Here is an 18,460-nt window from a genome sequence, read left to right on the forward strand (position 1 = left end):
AAAGGGCTTCAAACCGCGCGACACACCCCCCTCGTGCCGCTCACTGGCGACCAAATTCGCGGGCCAGCTGGCTGTTGCTGATGTGGATCATGGTGGGCCGCCCATGCGGACAGGTCCGCGGCGCCCGGCAGGCCTCCAACCGGCGGACCATCTCCTGCATCTCCGCCATCGAGAGGATCTGCCCCGCCTTGACCGCCGCTCGCTTGCAGATCAGACGCACCAACGCCTCCTCCCTCGCCTGGTCCACCCGATTCCGCTCCTCCTCCAGGGAGCCCAGCAGGTCCTCCAGCGCCTCTCGGGGATCCCCGCGGCTTAGAATGGAAGGGACGGAGCGTAACAGGAAAGTGTCCGGGCCAAAGGGCTCCAGCTCAAACCCCAAACGGGCCAGTTCATCCCGTTCGGCCTCCGCCACGGCCGCCAGAGTCGGCGGGAGGGTGATCGGTATCGGCTCCAACAACCCCTGGCGCGGCACATCGCCGCTGGCCTGCTGGGCCATCATCTGCTCGTACAGGATGCGCTCGTGAGCCGCGTGCTGGTCGATCAGGTACACCCCCTCCGGCCCCTCCGCGATGATGTAGCTGGCGCCCACCTGCCCCACCACGCGCAGCGCGGGGAGCGCCTCTCCGCCTCCTGCGCCGGTCGTCACCGGCTGGGAGGACTCGGGCATGCGCCCATCGGAGGAAGCGCGCGGCAGATCCAACTCCCCCTGAACGGGAGCCCCCCGGCGCTGACCCGCCTGAAGCAGCGTCTGACGCCGCTCGGCCCAGCCCGACGCGCTGGGCTCCAGCCGGCTGACGGTGGGCACCTCGGCATGAGAGACCAACGCGCTGCGCACCGCCCGCTCCACGGCCCGGAAAGCCGCCCGGGCATCCCGGAAACGCACCTCCGCCTTGGTCGGATGGACGTTCACATCCACCATCTCCGCGGGCATCTCCAGGAAGACCACGGCGATCGGGAACCGCCCCTGTGGCAACAGGGTGTGATAGGCCTGGATGATGGCATAGCTCAGGCTGCTATCGCGGATCCAGCGGCTGTTGAGGAAGAGGGTCAGATAGGACCGGTTCGCACGGTGCAGGCTCGGCTGTGAGACGTAGCCGTGGACCCGGATGCCGTGATACTCCTGCGGCTCTATGGGGATCATCTCCCGGGCGACGTCCATGCCGTAGATCTTGAGCAGCACCTCACGACGATCGCCGGATCCGGTGGTCTGAAACGCCAGCCGTCCATCGTTTACCAGGCTGAAGCGTCGATCGGGGAAGGCCAGTGCGTAGCGGCTGACCACATTCTGAATGTGCGCCGCCTCGGTGGCCGGGCGACGCAGAAATTTCAACCGGGCCGGCGTATTGAAGAAGAGATGCTCGACCACGACGGTGGTCCCCGGAGGGGCCCCGCGCCGCTCCTGTCCCACCATAACGCCGCCCTCAAGGCGGATCTGGACCCCCGTCGTCTCATCGACGTGGCGCGTGAGCATGGTGACGTGCGCGACCGCGGCGATGGAGGCCAGCGCCTCCCCCCGGAAGCCCAACGTCTCGATATGGTCGAGGTCCTCCGCCGTGCGCAGCTTGCTGGTCGCGTGGCGGGTGAAGGCCAGCGGCACCTCAGCGGCCGGGATGCCGTGTCCATCGTCCACGACGCGGATCAGCCGGCGGCCGCCCTCCGCGATCTCCACGCGCACCTCTCGGGCGCCCGCGTCCAGGCTGTTCTCGACCAGCTCCTTGACCACGGAAGCCGGTCGTTCGACCACCTCGCCGGCCGCGATCTTGTCCGCGACCTCCGGCGGCAACAGATGAATGGGCATAGAGGCTCACCGCTCCGTTCTCGTTGGAGGCATTGTACCACAGCCGGTCGGCGGCACAAAGGTCCCATTGGGTAGGATGGCGGGTCCAAAACGGGTGGCAACCTCCAAAGTCCCCCCGCAACAACTTTCACCGAGTAAAGAAAGAAAAAAACCGGCCGACCTCTCGGCCGGCCGGTCCTCAAAAGTGACCACACGCCTATCGCAGGGCCTTTAGAGCCTTCGCGTAATTCTCCGCCACCGCTTCCCAATTCACCACATTCCACCAATTGTTCACATACTCAGGTCGACGATTCTGATACTTCAAGTAGTAAGCATGCTCCCACACATCCAGCCCCAGGAGCGGCGTGTGGCCATCCATGTATGGGCTGTCCTGGTTGGCCGTGGAGTACACGACCAGCTTCCCAAAGGCGGTGAGCGCCAGCCAGGCCCAGCCGCTGCCGAAGCGGGTGGCCGCGGCCTTGGCAAACCGCTCTCGGAAGGCGTCAAAGGATCCAAAGGCCTGCTCGATCGCGGCGGCCAGCTCGCCGCTAGGCACGCCGCCGCCGTCAGGTGCCATCACCGCCCAGAAGAGGGAGTGATTGGCATGCCCGCCGCCGTTGTTGCGCACCGCCGTGCGGATATCTTCGGGCACGCTGTGGATATTCCGCAGCAAGACCTCCAGAGATACCGACTGCAGATCAGGATACTTCTCCAATGCGGCGTTCAGATTGTTGACATAGCCTGCGTGATGCTTCGTGTGATGAATCTCCATCGTGCGGGCATCAATGTGAGGTTCCAGCGCGTCGTACGCGTACGGAAGCGTCGGGAGTTCGTGAGCCATCGGGTCTACCTCCATAGAGATTGGGATGCTACTGCCGACCTATCGCCGCCCCCTCTTGGGCGCATCAGCCAGCCTTTATCAACTTATCAGCTTGTAAATTATACAGCCCTGGCCCACGTTTGTCAAATTTACAAATCTACATGTTTATTTACAGGGACCGCTCTGGGATGGCTCGGAGGGGCTACCGCCGCCCCTCCGAAGAAATCTACTTTCAGCCCCTCACCTGCCCCGCGGGGCCGGAGGCTACCGCCAAAGCCCCAACCAGGTAGGGAAAAGGCGAGGAAAAGCGTTTTCCTGCGGAGGGGCTTCCCCCCCGCGCCTCCCCTTTCGGGTGCGACCGCCCGTGGAGGGAAAAAGCGACAGGCGAGGGCCTCGCCCACGCTGTTAGCTGTTAAGTTGATGCGAATGGGGTCGGCTGGGGGCTCACCGTTGGGGGGAGGCACAGGGGAAATGCGACATGGACTAGGAGGATCCCCGCGCGGGCACGTCAGGGCGGCCAGCTCTGGGAACGCCCTGCTGTCCGTCGGGTCCGCTCGTATTCGGGGCGCGTTGGGCCCCTATCCGCTGGCCTGCCAGATCCCCTCAACCAGCTTGATCACGGAGAGGCAGGAGCGGCATTGGGCCTCGTCCTCGGCGGTACGCTTGGCGTAGTGACCGCACGAGGGACACGTGATGGCCACGCGCTGCGCGGCCTGACGCATCAGCAGATGCAGCACGGACTCTTCATCCGGCAGATCCATCTCCTCTCGCAGCAACTCGATCAATTCCTTCTCTTCCGGCGAAAGGGAGACGGACAAGGAGTTTGACTCGCTCATCCTGGCACCTCGCCAACCTGCAATTCGGGCGGAAAACCTCGCCCGGGCGGCGTTGCACCCACGGTTGGGTGCAAACGGAACAGGGCGTTCACACCGATACCCGCGATGCTACCTCGCCTACATCGTACCCGAGGAATACCCCCGAGCGCAAATCGGGGTTCGGCCGCAAAGCGCGCAGGCTTCCTCGCCGCACAGATGGATGATGACTTGCCATCTCGGGGCCACGTGTTATCATGTACGTGGCCGCTTGCCCCCCGCAAGGGCCAATACCGATACTAACTGCCGGATACCTTTGCGCAGACGACGAGATCGGTTGAATCGTCCTATGGCCAGTATCCGCATCTAAGAGGGAGTCTGAAAGCCGTCGGCGAGATAGCTGTGGGCATTCCTTAGCTACGCGCTCCCCAGGGGGAGTGTGGAGGGGATCCTCCCTCCATACAATCTGCGCTTTCCTGACCTGCACCTGCCTTTCTCAACCCTTTCCGCAGGGATCCGGGTCGAGGCCGGGCGGGTCAGAGAAGGAAACGAGGGCTCTTCCGGAGAGACTTCGCCCCTCCAGGCCTCCCCACGGCAAGAGCGACGGGGTTTCTCAGACACGCTCTAAGACCTGAAGATTCCAGGAGGCATCATCATGCAGCCGCCTTTCCCGCCCGTGATCACCATCGGCCCGATCACGATCCACTGGTATGGGATCCTCATCGTCACCGGCGCCGTGTTGGCCACCATCGTCGCCTCCGCGGAGGCCCGCCGCCGCGGCGAGGATCCGGAGCGCGCCTGGGATGTCCTGGTCTGGTGTCTGCTTCTGGGCATCCTGGGGGCCCGACTGTATCACGTGTTCTCACGCCCGGCGGGCGGCTTCGTCGGCTGGGACTACTACCGGGAGCACCCCATTGACATCATCGCCTTCTGGAAGGGCGGCTTCCGGGGGCTGGGCATCTACGGCGGCGTGATCGGCGGCGTGCTGGCCATCTACATCTACACCTGGCGCCACAAACTCTCCTTCTGGCGCTGGCTGGACATCGTGTCGCCGGGTGTCCTGCTAGCCCAGGCCATCGGCCGTTGGGGCAACTTCATGAATCAGGAGCTGTATGGCCCGCCCATGAAGAACCCCATGCCGTGGGGATTGAAGATCGACGCGCTCCACCGATTCGGCGAGTACACCGACCTGCAAAAATATCCGGTGGAGACGACCCGCTTTCACCCGACGTTCCTGTACGAATCCACGTGGAACGTGATCGGCTTCGCGCTCCTTCTGTGGATCGGGCGACGCTTCGCCCACCGGCTGCGGGACGGCGACATCTTCTTCCTCTACATGATCTGGTATCCGCTGGGCCGGTTCTGGGTGGAGATGTTACGGCCGGACGCGTGGACGATCGGCGGCCTGCCCACCGCACAGTGGATCGCGCTGATCGCGATCGCCGTCGCCATCATCGCGCTGTACATCAATCACAAGCGTCCCCTCCCCGCCTCACCTGCGGAGGCGGCCGACACGGGCGATGAGGCTGGCCCGCAGAATCAGGCGTAGACGCCCTCGCCGACGTCTACAGCCGCCCGGAACGCAGGATGGCCCACATCAGCCAGGCGCCACCCAGCGTGCCCAGGGCCAGCCCGATCAGCCCGAGCACGGATACATCCCCCCAGGTCGGCCCCACACCGAACCCCAACAGGATGCCCGCCGAGAGCAGCGTCCCGGCGATCACCATCGCGGCCGCCAGCCGGTTGACCAACCGGCTGATCTGTGGCAAATTTCGGTCAAAATCGCCCTGCTCGATGACGACGGGCAACTGTCCCCCCTCCAGGCGCTGCAGCAGCACCTGCAGGCGCGTGGGCAACTGGTCCAGGATCCGGGCGGTGATGATGGCATTCCGCCGTATCTCCCGGGTCAGCCGGTCCAGGGAGAACCGCTCCCGGCGCAGCTCGGCGGCCACAGGCTGGGCGATCTCCATCACGCTCAGGTCGGGATCGAGCTGCCTGACGACCCCTTCCAGGGTCATCAGGGTGCGCACCAGTTGGCCCAGCTCCGCCGGTACCTGCACGCCGTACTTTACGGCCAGCGCCAGCACCTGCTGCAGCATCTGTCCTACGGAGACCTGGCTCAGGGGGATCTCGTAATACTGACGTATCAGCCGTTGCAGATCGCGTTGGAGCGCCCGCTGCGGCACGGGGCGGGTCAGGATGCCCAGGTCCTGCAAGGCCAACGACATCCCGACCGGATCGTGATCCACGATCCCGAGCACCAGGGCGATCAGCGCATCCCGCAGGGGCTCGTCCAGGAAGCCCACCAGGCCGAAATCCATCAGCACCAGACGGCCGTCGGGCGTGACCAGGAGGTTCCCGGGGTGAGGGTCCGCATGATACACGCCATCGCGTAGCGCCTGTCGCACCATGGCGCGAGCCAGGACCAGCGCCAGACGGCGACGCTCCTCGGGCTCCGGGCACCGGGCGATCACGTCGGACAGGCGCTCCCCTTCGATGTATTCCAGGGTGAGCACGCGCGGCGTGGTATACGCCCAGTACACCATAGGCACGAGGACGTCGGGATCGTCGGCCAGGGCCTCCCGCACATGGTCCGCATGGCGGCCCTCGATGGTATAATCGAGCTGCTCACGCATCTCCCGGGCCAGGTGGTCGACCAGCTCGGTGAACGAGTACACCTTGCCCCAGGCCGTGCGCCCTTCAGCCAGGCGGGCGATCTCGGCCAGCACCGCCAGGTCGCCCTCGACCTCCGCCGCGAGGCCGGGGCGCTGGACCTTGACGACGACCTGCGTGCCATCGGGCAGCTCGGCCCGATGTACCTGCCCCACGGAGGCCGCGGCGATGGGCTCCGGGTCGAAGCGGGGGAAGAGCGCCTCCAACGGGGCCCCCAGTTCGCTTTCGATCTGGGCCCGGACCTGGTCCATGGGGAAGGGAGGAACGCTATCCTGCAGGCGGGACAGCTCCTCCACCCAGTCGGGGGGCAGGATATCCGCCCGAGTGCTCAGGAGCTGCCCCAGTTTGATGAACGTGGGGCCCAGGTCCTCCAGGGTCGCACGCACACGTGCGGGGATCGTCTCCGGCACCGGCTCAGTCGGCCGGATGCGCTGCGGCAACGGCAGCCCGATCTGGGTGGCCATGTATCCCAGACCGTGCCGCAGCAACACCTCGGCGATCTGCTGCATACGCTGGAGCCGCCGCCGCGGTTGGGTCAGCGGAAATGGCACGGCGTCACCTCCCACGCGGGGGGATGCCTCATTGTAACACTGGACGGAACGGCGGGTCAACGAAGTGGCCATACATCCTTTCCGTATGGAGATATCTCAGCGTGCCCTCCGGACATCTGATCCTGGTCGTATCACCTTCATGAGGAGGACCAAGCGCTTATGTTTGAGCCAGTCTCGTCTTCCGTGAGCTTTCCCGAGCTGGAGGAGAAGATCCTCGCCCTCTGGCGGGAACAGAACGCGTTCCACAAGAGCGTGGAGCAACGGCGGAACGGGCCCCGCTACGTGTTCTATGAGGGGCCGCCCACCGCGAACGGCCGCCCCGGCGCTCATCACGTCCTCGCTCGCGTGTTCAAGGACCTGTTCCCGCGCTACAAGACCATGCGCGGCTACTACGTCCTGCGCAAGGGCGGATGGGATACCCACGGGCTCCCGGTCGAGCTGGAGGTGGAGCGAGAGCTGGGCCTGACCAGCAAGAAGGCCATCGAGGATTACGGCATCGAGCGATTCAACCAGCGATGTCGGGAGTCGGTCTTCCGCTACGTTGAGGACTGGGAACGGATGACCGAGCGCATCGGCTTCTGGATCGACATGGAGCACGCCTACGTCACCCTCCATAACGAGTACATCGAGTCGCTGTGGTGGATCCTGAAGCAGTTCTGGGAGCGCGATCTCATCTACCAGGGTTACAAGGTGGTGCCCTATTGCCCCCGCTGCGGGACCCCGCTCAGCAGCCATGAGCTGGCGCTGGGATACAAGGAGGGCACCCAGGATCCCTCCATTTACGTGAAGTTCCCCCTGAAGGACCGCCCGGGGACCTACTTCCTGGTATGGACGACCACGCCCTGGACCCTGCCCGGCAATGTGGCCCTGGCCGTCGGCCCGGACATCGCTTACGTGGAAGTGGAGCACGAGACCGAGGAGGGACAGAAGGAGCGCCTTATCCTGGCCGAGGCTCGGCTGGACGTATTGGACGGCGCATATCAGATCGTCCGCCGCATGAAGGGCAAGGCGCTGCTGGGCAAGCACTACCAGCCGCTGTATACCTTCCTGCCGGTAGAGGGGATGGACTACGCCTACGTGGTCGAGGGCGACTTCGTCAGCACGGAGGAGGGGACCGGCATCGTCCACATCGCTCCGGCGTTTGGGGCCGACGACATGGAGGTGGCCCAGGAATATGGGCTGCCCATCCTGCAAACGGTCGATCTCTCCGGCCGCTTCATCGACGCCGTCAGCCCCTGGCGAGGGCTGTTCGTGAAGGACGCCGATCCGCTCATCATCGAGGAGCTGAGGGCGCGCGGCCTCCTCTACAAGAGCGGCATCTACGAGCACACGTACCCCTTCTGCTGGCGCTGCGACACGCCGCTGTTGTACTACGCCAAGGCCACGTGGTACATCGCCACCAGTCGCCACAAAGACCGGCTGATCGCCAACAACCGCCAGATCAACTGGTATCCGGAGCACATCAAGGAGGGGCGGTTCGGCAACTGGCTGGAGAACAACGTGGACTGGGCACTGGGCCGCGATCGCTACTGGGGCACGCCGTTGCCGTTCTGGATCTGCGATCGCTGCGGGCACCAGGAGTGCATCGGCTCCGTGGCGGAACTCTCCGAGCGCTCGGGCATCTCCCTGCGCCTGCTGCGGCCGGGCGAGTCGGGCGGCATCGCCCCGCCCGGCGAGCCACAACCCATCGACCTGCATCGGCCGTACGTGGACGCGATCACCTGGCGCTGCCCCCGATGCGGGGATGGCACCATGCGGCGGGTTCAGGAGGTGGCCGACTGCTGGTTCGACTCCGGCTCCATGCCTGTGGCCCAATGGCATTACCCCTTCGAGAACCAGGAGATCTTCACCGAGCAATTCCCGGCCGACTTCATCTGCGAGGCGGTGGACCAGACGCGCGGCTGGTTCTACACGCTCCACGCCGTGTCCACCCTCCTGTTCGACCAGCCGTGCTATCGCAATGTCGTCTGCCTGGGCCTCATCCTGGATGAGAAGGGGCAGAAGATGAGCAAGTCCCGCGGCAACGTAGTCGATCCGTGGGATGTGCTCAAGGCGCACGGCGCCGACGCGCTGCGCTGGTACCTGTACACGGCCACCCCGCCCGGCAACTCCCGCCGCTTCAGCGTGGCCCTGGTGGGCGAGGTGGTGCGCAAGTTCCTGCTCACGCTGTGGAACACGTACAGCTTCTTCGTCAACTACGCCAACATCGATGGCTGGGAGCCCGGGGATGAGCCGCCCGCCATCGATGCGCTCCAGCCGCTGGATCGGTGGATCCTCTCCGAGCTGAACGCGCTGGTGGCCCACGTAACGGAGCGCCTGGACCGATATGACGTGACGAGCGCCGCTCGCGCCATCAACGCCTTCGTGGATGATCTCTCCAACTGGTACGTGCGACGCTCACGGCGCCGCTTCTGGAGCCGCGCCGGCGAGAGCCCGCAGAGCGACGAGGCCAAGAACGCGGCGTACCACACGCTCTACACCTGCCTGGTGACCCTCAGCCACCTGCTGGCGCCCTTCACCCCCTTCATCGCCGAGGCGATCTACCAGAACCTGGTCCGCAGGGTCCGCGCGGATGCCCCCGAGAGCGTGCATCTGGCGGATTGGCCGGAGGCCGACGTGGCGCTGATCGATGAGCAGTTGATGGCGGACGTGCGGCTGGCGCAGCGCCTGGCCAGCCTGGGACACGCGGCGCGCCAAGCATCAAGGTACGCCAGCCGCTGGCCGAGGCGGTGGTCCGGCTGCGCAGCCCGGAGGAGCGCGCCGCGCTGGAACGGATCGCCGATCAGCTCGTGGAGGAGTTGAACGTGAAGGAGCTGCGCGTGGCGGATCGGGCGGAGGATCTGGTGGAGGTCAAGATCCACCCCCTGCCCGCGCAACTGGGCCCGAAGTACGGCTCCCTCCTTCCACGGCTGCGCGCCGCGATCGAGCAGATGGATCCGGTGGAGCTGGCGGAGCGGGTACAGGCCGGACAGCCGTTCACCGTGCAGGTGGGAGCGGAGACGATCGAGGTGCAGCCGGATGAGGTGGAGGTGCGCACCCGGCCGCGGCCTCCCTACAGCGTGGCGGAGGAGGCGGGCTATATGGTAGCGGTCAACACCGAGCTCACGCCCGAGCTGGAGGCCGAAGGGGACGCCCGCGAGCTGGTGCGGCGGATCCAGGACCTGCGCAAGCAGGCGGGCCTGGAGCTCTCCGATCGCATCATCACCTACGTGCAGGGGAGCGATCGGCTCGCCCGCGCGCTGGCCCGGTTCGGCGATTACGTAGCCGGAGAGACGCTCTCCGTCCGCCTGGAGCCCGGCCCACCGCCGCCTACCGCCTTCCAGGACAGCTTCTCGCTGCGTGGCGAACGGGTGACCATCGGCATCGAGCGCGCCTGAGTGAATTCCAAATTGCAGCACCCGTCCAGAAAACTCTATAGTCTTTGGCGATTCGGGCGAGTTGAGGTAAAATGGCGCGCGGTGTCTGGGGCACCAGGAGCCAGGCCGAGGAGATGAGGATCATGCCACGCGATGAAGAGCGACTGAGAAGGATGCTGGTAGCCGAGCGAGATCGTCTAAGGGCTGAACTCTCCCACTATGAGATGGCCGCGCGTCGAAATCTGGGGCTGGGCAACCATATGGCCGACGACGGGACGGAGGCGTTTGATCAGGCCGCCAGCCTGACATTGCACCGGAATCAACAACGCATCCTGGAGGAGGTGGAGCGAGCCCTCCACAAGCTCGACGAGGGCACCTACGGCCGATGCGAGCGCTGTGGGCAAGAGATCGACTTCGCCCGGCTGAAGGCGATCCCCTACGCGATGTACTGCATCGATTGCCAGAGCCGCGTGGAGATGTGACCCGGGCGACATCTCGCGCCGTGTCTGACACGACGGCGTGTCGCGTCGCCCTTCGGCGGCCCTCGCGGGCAACAGGATGCAGTTCTGATCACACATTGGATCCCTCACATCGAGGATACGCGGATGTCGATTCGAGATAAACTGGGCGGATGGACCATCCCCGCCATCGCGGCGGTGATCCTCGCCCTAGATCAGCTCAGCAAGGCATGGGTGCTGAGCCATCTGGGGAGGAACGAGTACTGGAATCCCATCCCCGCCCTATCCCGGTTTCTGACCATCACCCATGTGACCAACACCGGCGCTGCCTTCGGGCTCCTGAGAGACCAGGGCAGCCTGTTTATCATCATCGCCGCCGTCGTTTCGGTGGCCATCATCGTCTATAGCCGCTACCTGCCCCAGGGCCAGTTCTGGGTCCGCTTCAGCCTGGGGCTCCAACTGGGTGGCGCGCTGGGGAATCTGATCGATCGGGTACGGTTCGGGCACGTCACGGATTTCATCACCATCGGCATCGATGACCTGACGTGGCCCACGTTCAACATCGCCGACAGCGCCATCGTGGTCGGCGTCATCCTCCTGGCCTTCATCGTCTTCACGGAGAAGGAGGAGGCCGAGCCGGAGGCCACCGAGCTTCATCAGGCACGTGGGGAGAGTTCGTCCTCCTCATAAACCCGGTCGCTCATACCGGCACGCGATGACATCGGAGAGCCGGGCTCTTGGGCCTGGCTCTTTTCTATTCGCTCACACTTCCTGGTGGTCTCCTGTCTAGTGTTGGTGAGCCCACGGGAGACCATTTTGTGAGCAGCGCTGCATGAATGACGCCTCCTGTGGGCTGTTTCCCAGGCGGGGAATTGATCTGCCGTCACCTACCTGTGGGCAGAGGCGATTCATGAATCGCCCCTGCCCCGGCAACACCCATGAGGGCGGCTACCCACTTCCCATGGACCTCGCATGCAGCCGCATGGGAACATGCGCCTGCACCCCAAGCCCCCACCAGGTAGGGCCTTTTCAAAGTCCAACGTCCATATTGGCATACATGGCGCCTGCAGGGACGAGGCAAGGTGTCGTGTCTGTATACGCATCTTCTTTTCCCCCAGCACACGACGTGGCCAGACGTACCCCCCTGCTATCCCCCCTCCCCAATCCGCTTCGCTAGGAAGGGGGCTCGGGAGAAGGGGGTTTGGGGGATGAGGGCCGTTTTCCCGCGGTCGATGATCAGGGGAATCTCTTGCATCGGGCGACACGCGGGGTGTTCCTACCACCCCGATTTCCATCACTGACTTTGAAAAAGCCCTGCCCACCAGGACGCATTGGACGTTTGCTGGCACCCCGGTTAAAATGAGCCTTCGCGCCATACACTTCGCGCGGGGGGAGCGATGCGTCCCTATGTAGAGCTTGCCAAGCGGTCGTTTCAGAAGCATCTGGCCTATCGGGCGGCCAATATCGCGGGCATCCTCACCAACGGCTTCTTCGGGATGATCTACGTCTTCATCTACATGGCACTCCTGCGCGAACGAGGTCAGTTGGGAGGCTTCGACGCGCACGACGCGGCGACCTATGTGGTCATCAGCCAATCGCTGCTGATGGCGATGTCGGCGTTCGGCAACCGGGAGCTCTCCGATTCCATCGTGCGCGGGGACGTGGTAACCGATCTCAGCCGCCCGATCGACTTCTACGCGCTCTGGGCCGCGATCGACCTGGGCCGGGCGATGTACTACCTGATCTTTCGGGGGATCCCCACGTTCGCCATCGGCTGGGTGCTGTTCCGGGTGCAGATCCCCCGACATGTCGACACCTGGCTCTGGTTCCTGATCAGCATCCTGGCGGGTATGGCGGTCAGCTTCTCCTTCCGCTTCATCACCAACAGCCTGGCTCTGTGGACCACCGACGCACGCGGCATCCAATACCTGACCAACACGTTCGTCCTGTTCTTCGCCGGCTTCGTCATCCCGCTCAACTTCCTGCCCGCTCCCTTGCAAACCGTCGTCCATCTGCTCCCCTTCCGCTCCATGGCCTACCTGCCCATCAGCATCTATCTGGGCAAGACCAGCGGCGGGGCGCTGATCCGGGCGCTGGCGATGGAGGCGGCATGGCTGGTGGTGCTGGTGCTGCTGGGACGCCTCATGCTGCGCCGGATGTTCCGGCGCCTGACCATCCACGGAGGATAACGGTGCGGGAATATGTGCGGCTTTACCCCCAACTGATCGGCGCGCAGATCCGGGCCCAGATGCAATACCGGGCCTCCTTCCTCGCGGAGCTGCTGGGAAATTTCCTGATCACCAGCCTGGACTTCGTCACCCTGGCGATCCTGCTCACCCAATTCCAGGCGATCGGCGGCTGGACGCTGCCCGAGGTCGCCCTGCTGTATGGGACCTCCACCGTCTCCTTCTCTCTGGCGGAGATCCTGGGAGGCATCCTGGACGACTTCGACCGCTGGATCATACGCGGCGAGTTCGATCGACTCCTGATCCGGCCGCTGGGCATGATGTTCCAGGTCATGACCGGCGCGTTCGCGCTGCGCCGCCTGGGCCGGCTCACCCAGGGGGTCGCGGCGCTGATCCTGGCCCTTTGGTGGCTACACCCGAACTGGCAGATCGAGCGCTGGGCCTTCCTGGGGGTGACGCTGATCAGCGGTTTCCTCTTCTTCATGGCCATCTTCATCGCGGGCGCGACCACGTCCTTCTGGACGCCGCAGACGGCCGAGCTGGCGAACATCTTCACCTACGGCGGCAACTTCATGACCAGCTACCCCATGCACATCTACGAGGAGTGGATCCGGAACATCTTCACCTTCCTGCTCCCCATGGCGTTCATCAACTACTATCCCGCCCTGTACCTATTGGGGAAACCCGATCCCTTCGGGCTGCCCGGCTGGGTTCCCTTCCTCTCGCCGCCGATCGCGGGCGGGGTCTTCCTGGCCTCGCTGGCCGTCTGGCGGGTCGGCGTGCGCCATTATCAGAGCACGGGGAGCTGACGAGGAGGCAGAGCATGATCCAGGTCCGAAACCTGCGTAAGGAATTCCGAGTCCACCGCCATCATCGGGGGACGCTGGGGGCGCTGCGTAACCTGTTCACCCGGGATCACCGCATCGTGCGGGCAGTCGATGGGGTCAGCTTCCACATCACGCGCGGCGAGATCGTGGGCTACCTGGGCCCCAACGGCGCCGGGAAATCGACCACCATCAAGATCCTCACAGGCATCCTGGTCCCCACGGCCGGGGAGGTGGTGGTGGACGGGCGCGTGCCTTGGCGGCAACGGATCGAACACGTCCGGCGCATCGGCGTGGTGTTCGGCCAGCGCACGAACCTGTGGTGGGACCTGCCGGTGATCGAGTCGCTAGAGCTGCTGCGCCACATCTATCGCGTCCCGCCGGACCGATATCGCCGCAATCTGAGCGCCTTCGACGATATGCTGGAGCTGGGGCCGTTCCTGGACACGCCCGTGCGCAGCCTCAGCCTGGGCCAGCGCATGCGGGCCGACCTGGCGGCCGCGCTCCTGCACGATCCGCCGCTGCTCTTCCTGGACGAGCCGACCATCGGGCTGGATGTGGTGGCCAAGGAGCGCATCCGACGATTCATCCGGACGATCAACCAAGAGCGAGATACCACGGTGATCCTGACCACCCACGACCTGAACGATGTAGAGAAGCTATGCGAACGGGTGATCATGATCGACCACGGCCGCCTGGTGTTCGACGGAGCCCTGTCCGAGCTGCGGGAGCGGTTCGGGGGTGGGCGCGTCCTGGTGGTGGACTTCGCGGAGGCGCCCGCTCGCGTCGCGCTCCCGGATGCCCAGGTCATCCGGCGAGAGGCCAACCGGGTGTGGCTGCGGGTGCATCGCGGCGACGGCCATATGGCCGATCTCGTGCGGGAGCTCTTCCGCCGCTATCGCGTGCGGGATCTCTCGGTACAGGAGCCCGCCATCGAGGATGTGGTGCGGCAGATCTACGAGGGCCAAATCTCCTGGGAAAATCCCCACCCGCTTTTTGCTGGAAGGGCACGAGCAGATTGACAAACCTATGCCATATGTGGTATTTTAAACATGTCTACTCGGTACAGTTCTTGGCAGTCTCTCGCCCCCTCGCCTCGGTCGGGAGACTGAGGCGAATCTACGAGGGCGTATTTTCATAACGATCATCCTTACGCCAGTGAGAGTTGCCTCACGTCTCAGGCTGGCCTCTTCGGACAGCACCCGCCAGGGCTGATGTCCTAGAATACGAGTCGATGGCACGAAATTTGGACAAAAAACGGTTTCGCTTGACATGGGTGGAAACCCTTCGCTCCCTTATTGATATCGCAAGGACACGTTCTCTCCTCCTTCTCTTGCTGGCATTCTGGGTGCTGAGTTCCAGCGCGTGTGGCAGCGCCCTGGAACGTTCCACACCCGCCGACGCCTCATCCCTCACAGGCGCCTCCTCCCAATACGGCGAATGGGCCATGGAGGGCTACAGCCCCCAGCGCGATCGGGCGACCGTGGACGATGTGCAGCCGCCGTTGAAGTTGCAACGCAAGCTGAGCATCGCGGGCGAAACGCAGCAAGCCAGCCCGGTCGGGGTAGCTCACGGACTGCTGTTCGTGGAGGGCCAGCGCAAGCTGCACGCGATCGCCTTGGACAGCGGGACGGAGCAATGGTACTTCGATCTGCCGGGATCCTTCCTGTCGCCGGCCATCTCCGGCGATCGCGTGTTCGTGCGAGCCGAATCGGGCAAGACCGGATATGTGCTGGCCCTGGCGGTGGAGTCCGGGGCAAAGCTGTGGCAGTTCAAGTTCCCGCGCGTGGGCAGCAGCTATGACAACTTCGGCGGCCACGTGACCTCTCCCGTGGTGGTGGACGGGGTCGTGCTGGTCGGCGCCTCCCGATCCCTATACGCCCTGGACGCGAGCACGGGCGAGCGGAAATGGGTGTTCGGGCTCAAAGGGCCCATCGCCTCGTCGGCCACGGTGGCTGACGACACCGTGTACTTCGCCGATTTCACACGCCTGTACGCCGTCGATCTCGCCACGGGCGAGGAGCGCTGGAGCTACGAGCACGGAACGGTGACCCTCTTCTTCGCCCCCGTGATCGCCGGCGACATGGTCCTCATCACCAGCTACGACACCGCTTACGCTCTGGACCGCCGCACTGGCGCGGTGCTGTGGACGCAGACGATCCAGGATGAGAACATCGTACCCTGCGCGGCAGCAGGGGAGTATGTGTACGTCAAGTCCGTGAATCGCCTGATCGCCCTGGACCGCACCACCGGAGCGATCGCGTGGTCGTACGAGCAGGGGGACTTCGTCTCTCTGCCCGCGGTGGCCGGGCAGCAGATCTACGTGGTCACCCGCGCCGGGGGAACGGGGCATCTGCGAGCGCTCCGGGCTTCGGACGGACAGGAGATCTGGCGATCCGAGCAGATCCCGCTGGCCAACGCGGCCCCTGTGGTGGCCGGTGGGAGCGTCTACGTGCGAACCGTCGACGGGAGCGTGCTCGTATATGCGTCCTAGCCGCTCGCCCAGAGGATGCCATCGCCTTACAAACTGAGAGAAGATCAGAACGAGTGCGGCACGTTCTTCTTCGCCCATCCCCGCTTATGTAGAGGCAGCTTCCCTGTCCTCGACTACAGCGTGAACACCTCAGGGTAGCTACCCTCGTAAGCATCTCTTGAAGGAGAAGTGTCCCCCTCCTCCGCGATCGGCTCCAACTCCCAGGGGGGATTCCGTCCTCGGAATCCTGCACTTGTTCAGAAAATCGAAGAATCCAGAAGAGAAAAGGAGTGGGTAATGATCAGGATCCTGCCACAAGGGAAGCTAGCGAGGAGAGAAGCGCTCTGGTTTTATTTCTTCATCGCACCGTGGATCATAGGATTCATCTTATTCACCGGCGGCCCCATCATCGCCTCCCTTTACCTGAGCTTCACCAAATACAATGCGGCCAATCCGCCCCAGTGGATAGGCTTGACCAACTATACCCGCCTGTTCCGTGACCGCATCTTCTACAAATCCTTGCAGGTTTCCGCCTATTACACCTTTCTGAGCGTGCCCATTGGGATCGTCGCCTCGCTGAGCCTGGCTATCCTCCTCAATCAGCGCGTGCCCTTCCTGGGTGTATACCGCACGCTGTATTACCTGCCCTCGGTGATCACCGGCGTGGCGGTCGCGCTGTTGTTCCAATGGCTGTTGAATCCCAGCTTCGGCATCGTGAACTACGTGATCGCCTGGCTCCTGGGCCCCAATGGGGTCATCCCGCTGGGCATCACGGGGCCGAGATGGTTCTTCGACCCGAAATGGGTGATCCCGGCCTACGTGCTGCTGAGCTTGTGGGGGTTAGGGGGACCTATGCTGATCTACCTGGCCGGGCTGCAGGGTGTGCCCACCGCCCTCTATGAGGCGGCCACCATCGACGGGGCCAACGCCTGGCACCGGTTCCGTCACGTCACCCTGCCCATGATCTCCCCGGTCATCCTGTTCACCTTCATCACCGGCATCATCGGCTCCTTCCAGGTCTTCACCCAAGCCTACGTGATCTCCAACGGCAGCGGTGGGCCGGCCTACGCCTCCATGTTCTATGTGCTCTACCTGTATCTGAACGCCTTCCGGCGTTATCGGTTCGGATACGCGGCTGCCCAGGCGTGGATCCTGTTCCTGGTTATCCTGGGCCTGACGATCCTCATGTTCAAGGTTTCCCGGCGAGCTGTGTATTACGAGGCACCTGGGGAAGAGGAAGCGATCTGAAAGCGTAGGATTGAGATCTCGAGCAGGAGTGAACCATGGCAGAGCAAACCCTTCGTCCAGCTGCAGCGAGTGTAGTGCAACGTAAGCCGCGCTTTTTCAAGAGCAAGAGGTTCCAAGAGGAATTCACGCGCGTAGTAGCCACCATTCTGGCCACCGTTGGAGCGCTCTTCATCCTTTTCCCCGTGGCCTGGATGTTCTCCACCTCCCTGAAGACGGAGCTCGAGGCGCTTAAGATGCCTCCCGTCTGGATCCCGGCCAAGCCTCAATGGCGCAATTACTATGACGCACTGACGTTCAATCCGTTCGGGACCTACTTTAAGAACACGGCCATCTACGCCATCTCCGTGATGATCGGAGAGGCCCTGTCCTGCTCCTTCATCGCATATGGCTTCGCCCGGCTCCGCGCTCCCGGCCGCAACGCCCTGTTCCTGTTCGTCCTGAGCACGATGATGGTGCCCTACCAGGTGACTTTGATCCCGCAATATATCCTATTCTCCAAGCTCCGATGGCTCAACTCGTACAAGCCGCTGATCGTGCCCGCCTGGTTCGGAAGCGCCTATCTGATCTTCCTGCTCCGCCAGTTCTACATGACCCTGCCCAAGGAGTACGATGAGGCGGCCATCATCGATGGGGCCACACCGCTAGGGATCTGGTGGCGGATCATCCTGCCGCTCTCGAAGCCGGCGTTGGGCGCCGTTTCCATCATGTCCTTCATCTGGCATTGGAACAACTACCTGGGTCCGCTGGTCTACCTGAACGACAACAGTAAGTTCACCGTATCCCTGGGGCTATCCATGTTTCGCACGCCGTTCGGTGGCACGCCCTGGCATTGGCTGATGGCCGCGTCGCTGGCCGTGATCATGCCTTGCGTGCTGGTGTTCTTCGTCGCCCAGCGATACTTCATTCAGGGCATCGTCATCACCGGCGTGAAGGGATAAGCCTTGCTCTCCCCCATATATCCATCTCGGTATGAAAGGGGGTGATGAAACAGCATACGGTTTAATCCCAGGCCGCCTCCGGCCCCAAGCGTAGGATGCGAGATCCTACCGATTGATCGGTCTGTATGTGTCTCCACAGACACACCCTGTCTCACACAACCAGCAGTAGAAAGGAGAGGATAGATGTCTAACCGACGCATGAGGCTCATGTTCGGCGTCCTGAGCGTAATGCTGATCGCCATCTTCGTGTTCACCGCCTGTGCCGGAGGCGGCGCGCCCGCGCCGGCGGCGGAGGAGAAGCCGGCCGCCGAAAAGCCTGCGGAGGAAAAGCCTGCGGAGAAGCG

General features: G+C 63.9%; 14 protein-coding genes and 1 pseudogene. 11 read left to right on the forward strand and 4 right to left on the reverse strand.

The genetic code is table 11. The features are described 5' to 3' along the window. Positions 1 to 40: 40 nt before the first annotated feature. The 3 genes from mutL to GXP39_06815 form a co-directional block, all read right to left on the reverse strand. On the reverse strand, positions 41 to 1,798 hold the full coding sequence (mutL, locus tag GXP39_06805; protein NOZ27747.1) for a DNA mismatch repair endonuclease MutL: 1,758 nt from the start codon (positions 1,796 to 1,798) through the stop codon (positions 41 to 43). 196 nt (positions 1,799 to 1,994) lie between these two features. Then, positions 1,995 to 2,618 carry a superoxide dismutase gene (locus tag GXP39_06810; GenBank protein NOZ27748.1) on the reverse strand — a complete coding sequence of 208 codons (624 nt, stop codon included), beginning with the start codon at positions 2,616 to 2,618 and terminating at the stop codon, positions 1,995 to 1,997. A 557-nt stretch (positions 2,619 to 3,175) separates the two neighbouring features. Then, positions 3,176 to 3,433: a hypothetical protein gene (locus GXP39_06815; GenBank protein ID NOZ27749.1), complete on the reverse strand. Its 258-nt coding sequence runs from the start codon at positions 3,431 to 3,433 to the stop codon at positions 3,176 to 3,178. Between the two features lie 631 nt (positions 3,434 to 4,064). Here GXP39_06815 and GXP39_06820 point away from each other — a divergent pair. Continuing rightward, positions 4,065 to 4,958, forward strand: coding sequence for a prolipoprotein diacylglyceryl transferase (locus GXP39_06820; protein ID NOZ27750.1), 894 nt, complete (start codon positions 4,065 to 4,067; stop codon positions 4,956 to 4,958). Between the two features lie 16 nt (positions 4,959 to 4,974). On the opposite strand, the gene GXP39_06825 is transcribed toward GXP39_06820, so the two are convergent. Then, positions 4,975 to 6,633, reverse strand: a complete 1,659-nt coding sequence (locus tag GXP39_06825) for an AarF/ABC1/UbiB kinase family protein (GenBank protein NOZ27751.1) — start codon at positions 6,631 to 6,633, stop codon at positions 4,975 to 4,977. Between the two features lie 159 nt (positions 6,634 to 6,792). Here GXP39_06825 and GXP39_06830 point away from each other — a divergent pair. The 10 genes and pseudogenes from GXP39_06830 to GXP39_06875 form a co-directional block, all read left to right on the forward strand. Next, a pseudogene (locus tag GXP39_06830) lies at positions 6,793 to 10,010 on the forward strand (isoleucine--tRNA ligase). 122 nt (positions 10,011 to 10,132) lie between these two features. Continuing rightward, the gene (locus GXP39_06835) at positions 10,133 to 10,471 is read left to right on the forward strand and encodes a conjugal transfer protein TraR (GenBank protein ID NOZ27752.1); all 339 of its coding nucleotides are present in this window, start codon (positions 10,133 to 10,135) and stop codon (positions 10,469 to 10,471) included. Between the two features lie 123 nt (positions 10,472 to 10,594). After that, on the forward strand, positions 10,595 to 11,137 hold the full coding sequence (gene lspA / locus GXP39_06840; GenBank protein NOZ27753.1) for a signal peptidase II: 543 nt from the start codon (positions 10,595 to 10,597) through the stop codon (positions 11,135 to 11,137). 707 nt (positions 11,138 to 11,844) lie between these two features. Further along, positions 11,845 to 12,636: an ABC transporter permease gene (locus GXP39_06845; GenBank protein ID NOZ27754.1), complete on the forward strand. Its 792-nt coding sequence runs from the start codon at positions 11,845 to 11,847 to the stop codon at positions 12,634 to 12,636. A 2-nt stretch (positions 12,637 to 12,638) separates the two neighbouring features. Continuing rightward, positions 12,639 to 13,442, forward strand: coding sequence for a transporter (locus GXP39_06850; protein ID NOZ27755.1), 804 nt, complete (start codon positions 12,639 to 12,641; stop codon positions 13,440 to 13,442). 14 nt (positions 13,443 to 13,456) lie between these two features. After that, a complete protein-coding gene (locus GXP39_06855; protein NOZ27756.1) occupies positions 13,457 to 14,479 on the forward strand; it encodes an ATP-binding cassette domain-containing protein in 1,023 nt (340 codons plus the stop codon). A 326-nt stretch (positions 14,480 to 14,805) separates the two neighbouring features. Further along, on the forward strand, positions 14,806 to 15,951 hold the full coding sequence (locus GXP39_06860; GenBank protein NOZ27757.1) for a PQQ-binding-like beta-propeller repeat protein: 1,146 nt from the start codon (positions 14,806 to 14,808) through the stop codon (positions 15,949 to 15,951). A gap of 276 nt (positions 15,952 to 16,227) precedes the next feature. Next, the gene (locus GXP39_06865) at positions 16,228 to 17,178 is read left to right on the forward strand and encodes a sugar ABC transporter permease (protein ID NOZ27758.1); all 951 of its coding nucleotides are present in this window, start codon (positions 16,228 to 16,230) and stop codon (positions 17,176 to 17,178) included. A gap of 35 nt (positions 17,179 to 17,213) precedes the next feature. Then, positions 17,214 to 18,116, forward strand: coding sequence for a carbohydrate ABC transporter permease (locus GXP39_06870; GenBank protein NOZ27759.1), 903 nt, complete (start codon positions 17,214 to 17,216; stop codon positions 18,114 to 18,116). Between the two features lie 183 nt (positions 18,117 to 18,299). Continuing rightward, positions 18,300 to 18,460 (forward strand): hypothetical protein (locus tag GXP39_06875; protein NOZ27760.1); only part of this gene is annotated, 161 nt, incomplete at its 3' end.

This window comes from Chloroflexota bacterium, assembly GCA_013152435.1.
Lineage (GTDB): Bacteria > Chloroflexota > Anaerolineae > DUEN01 > DUEN01 > DUEN01.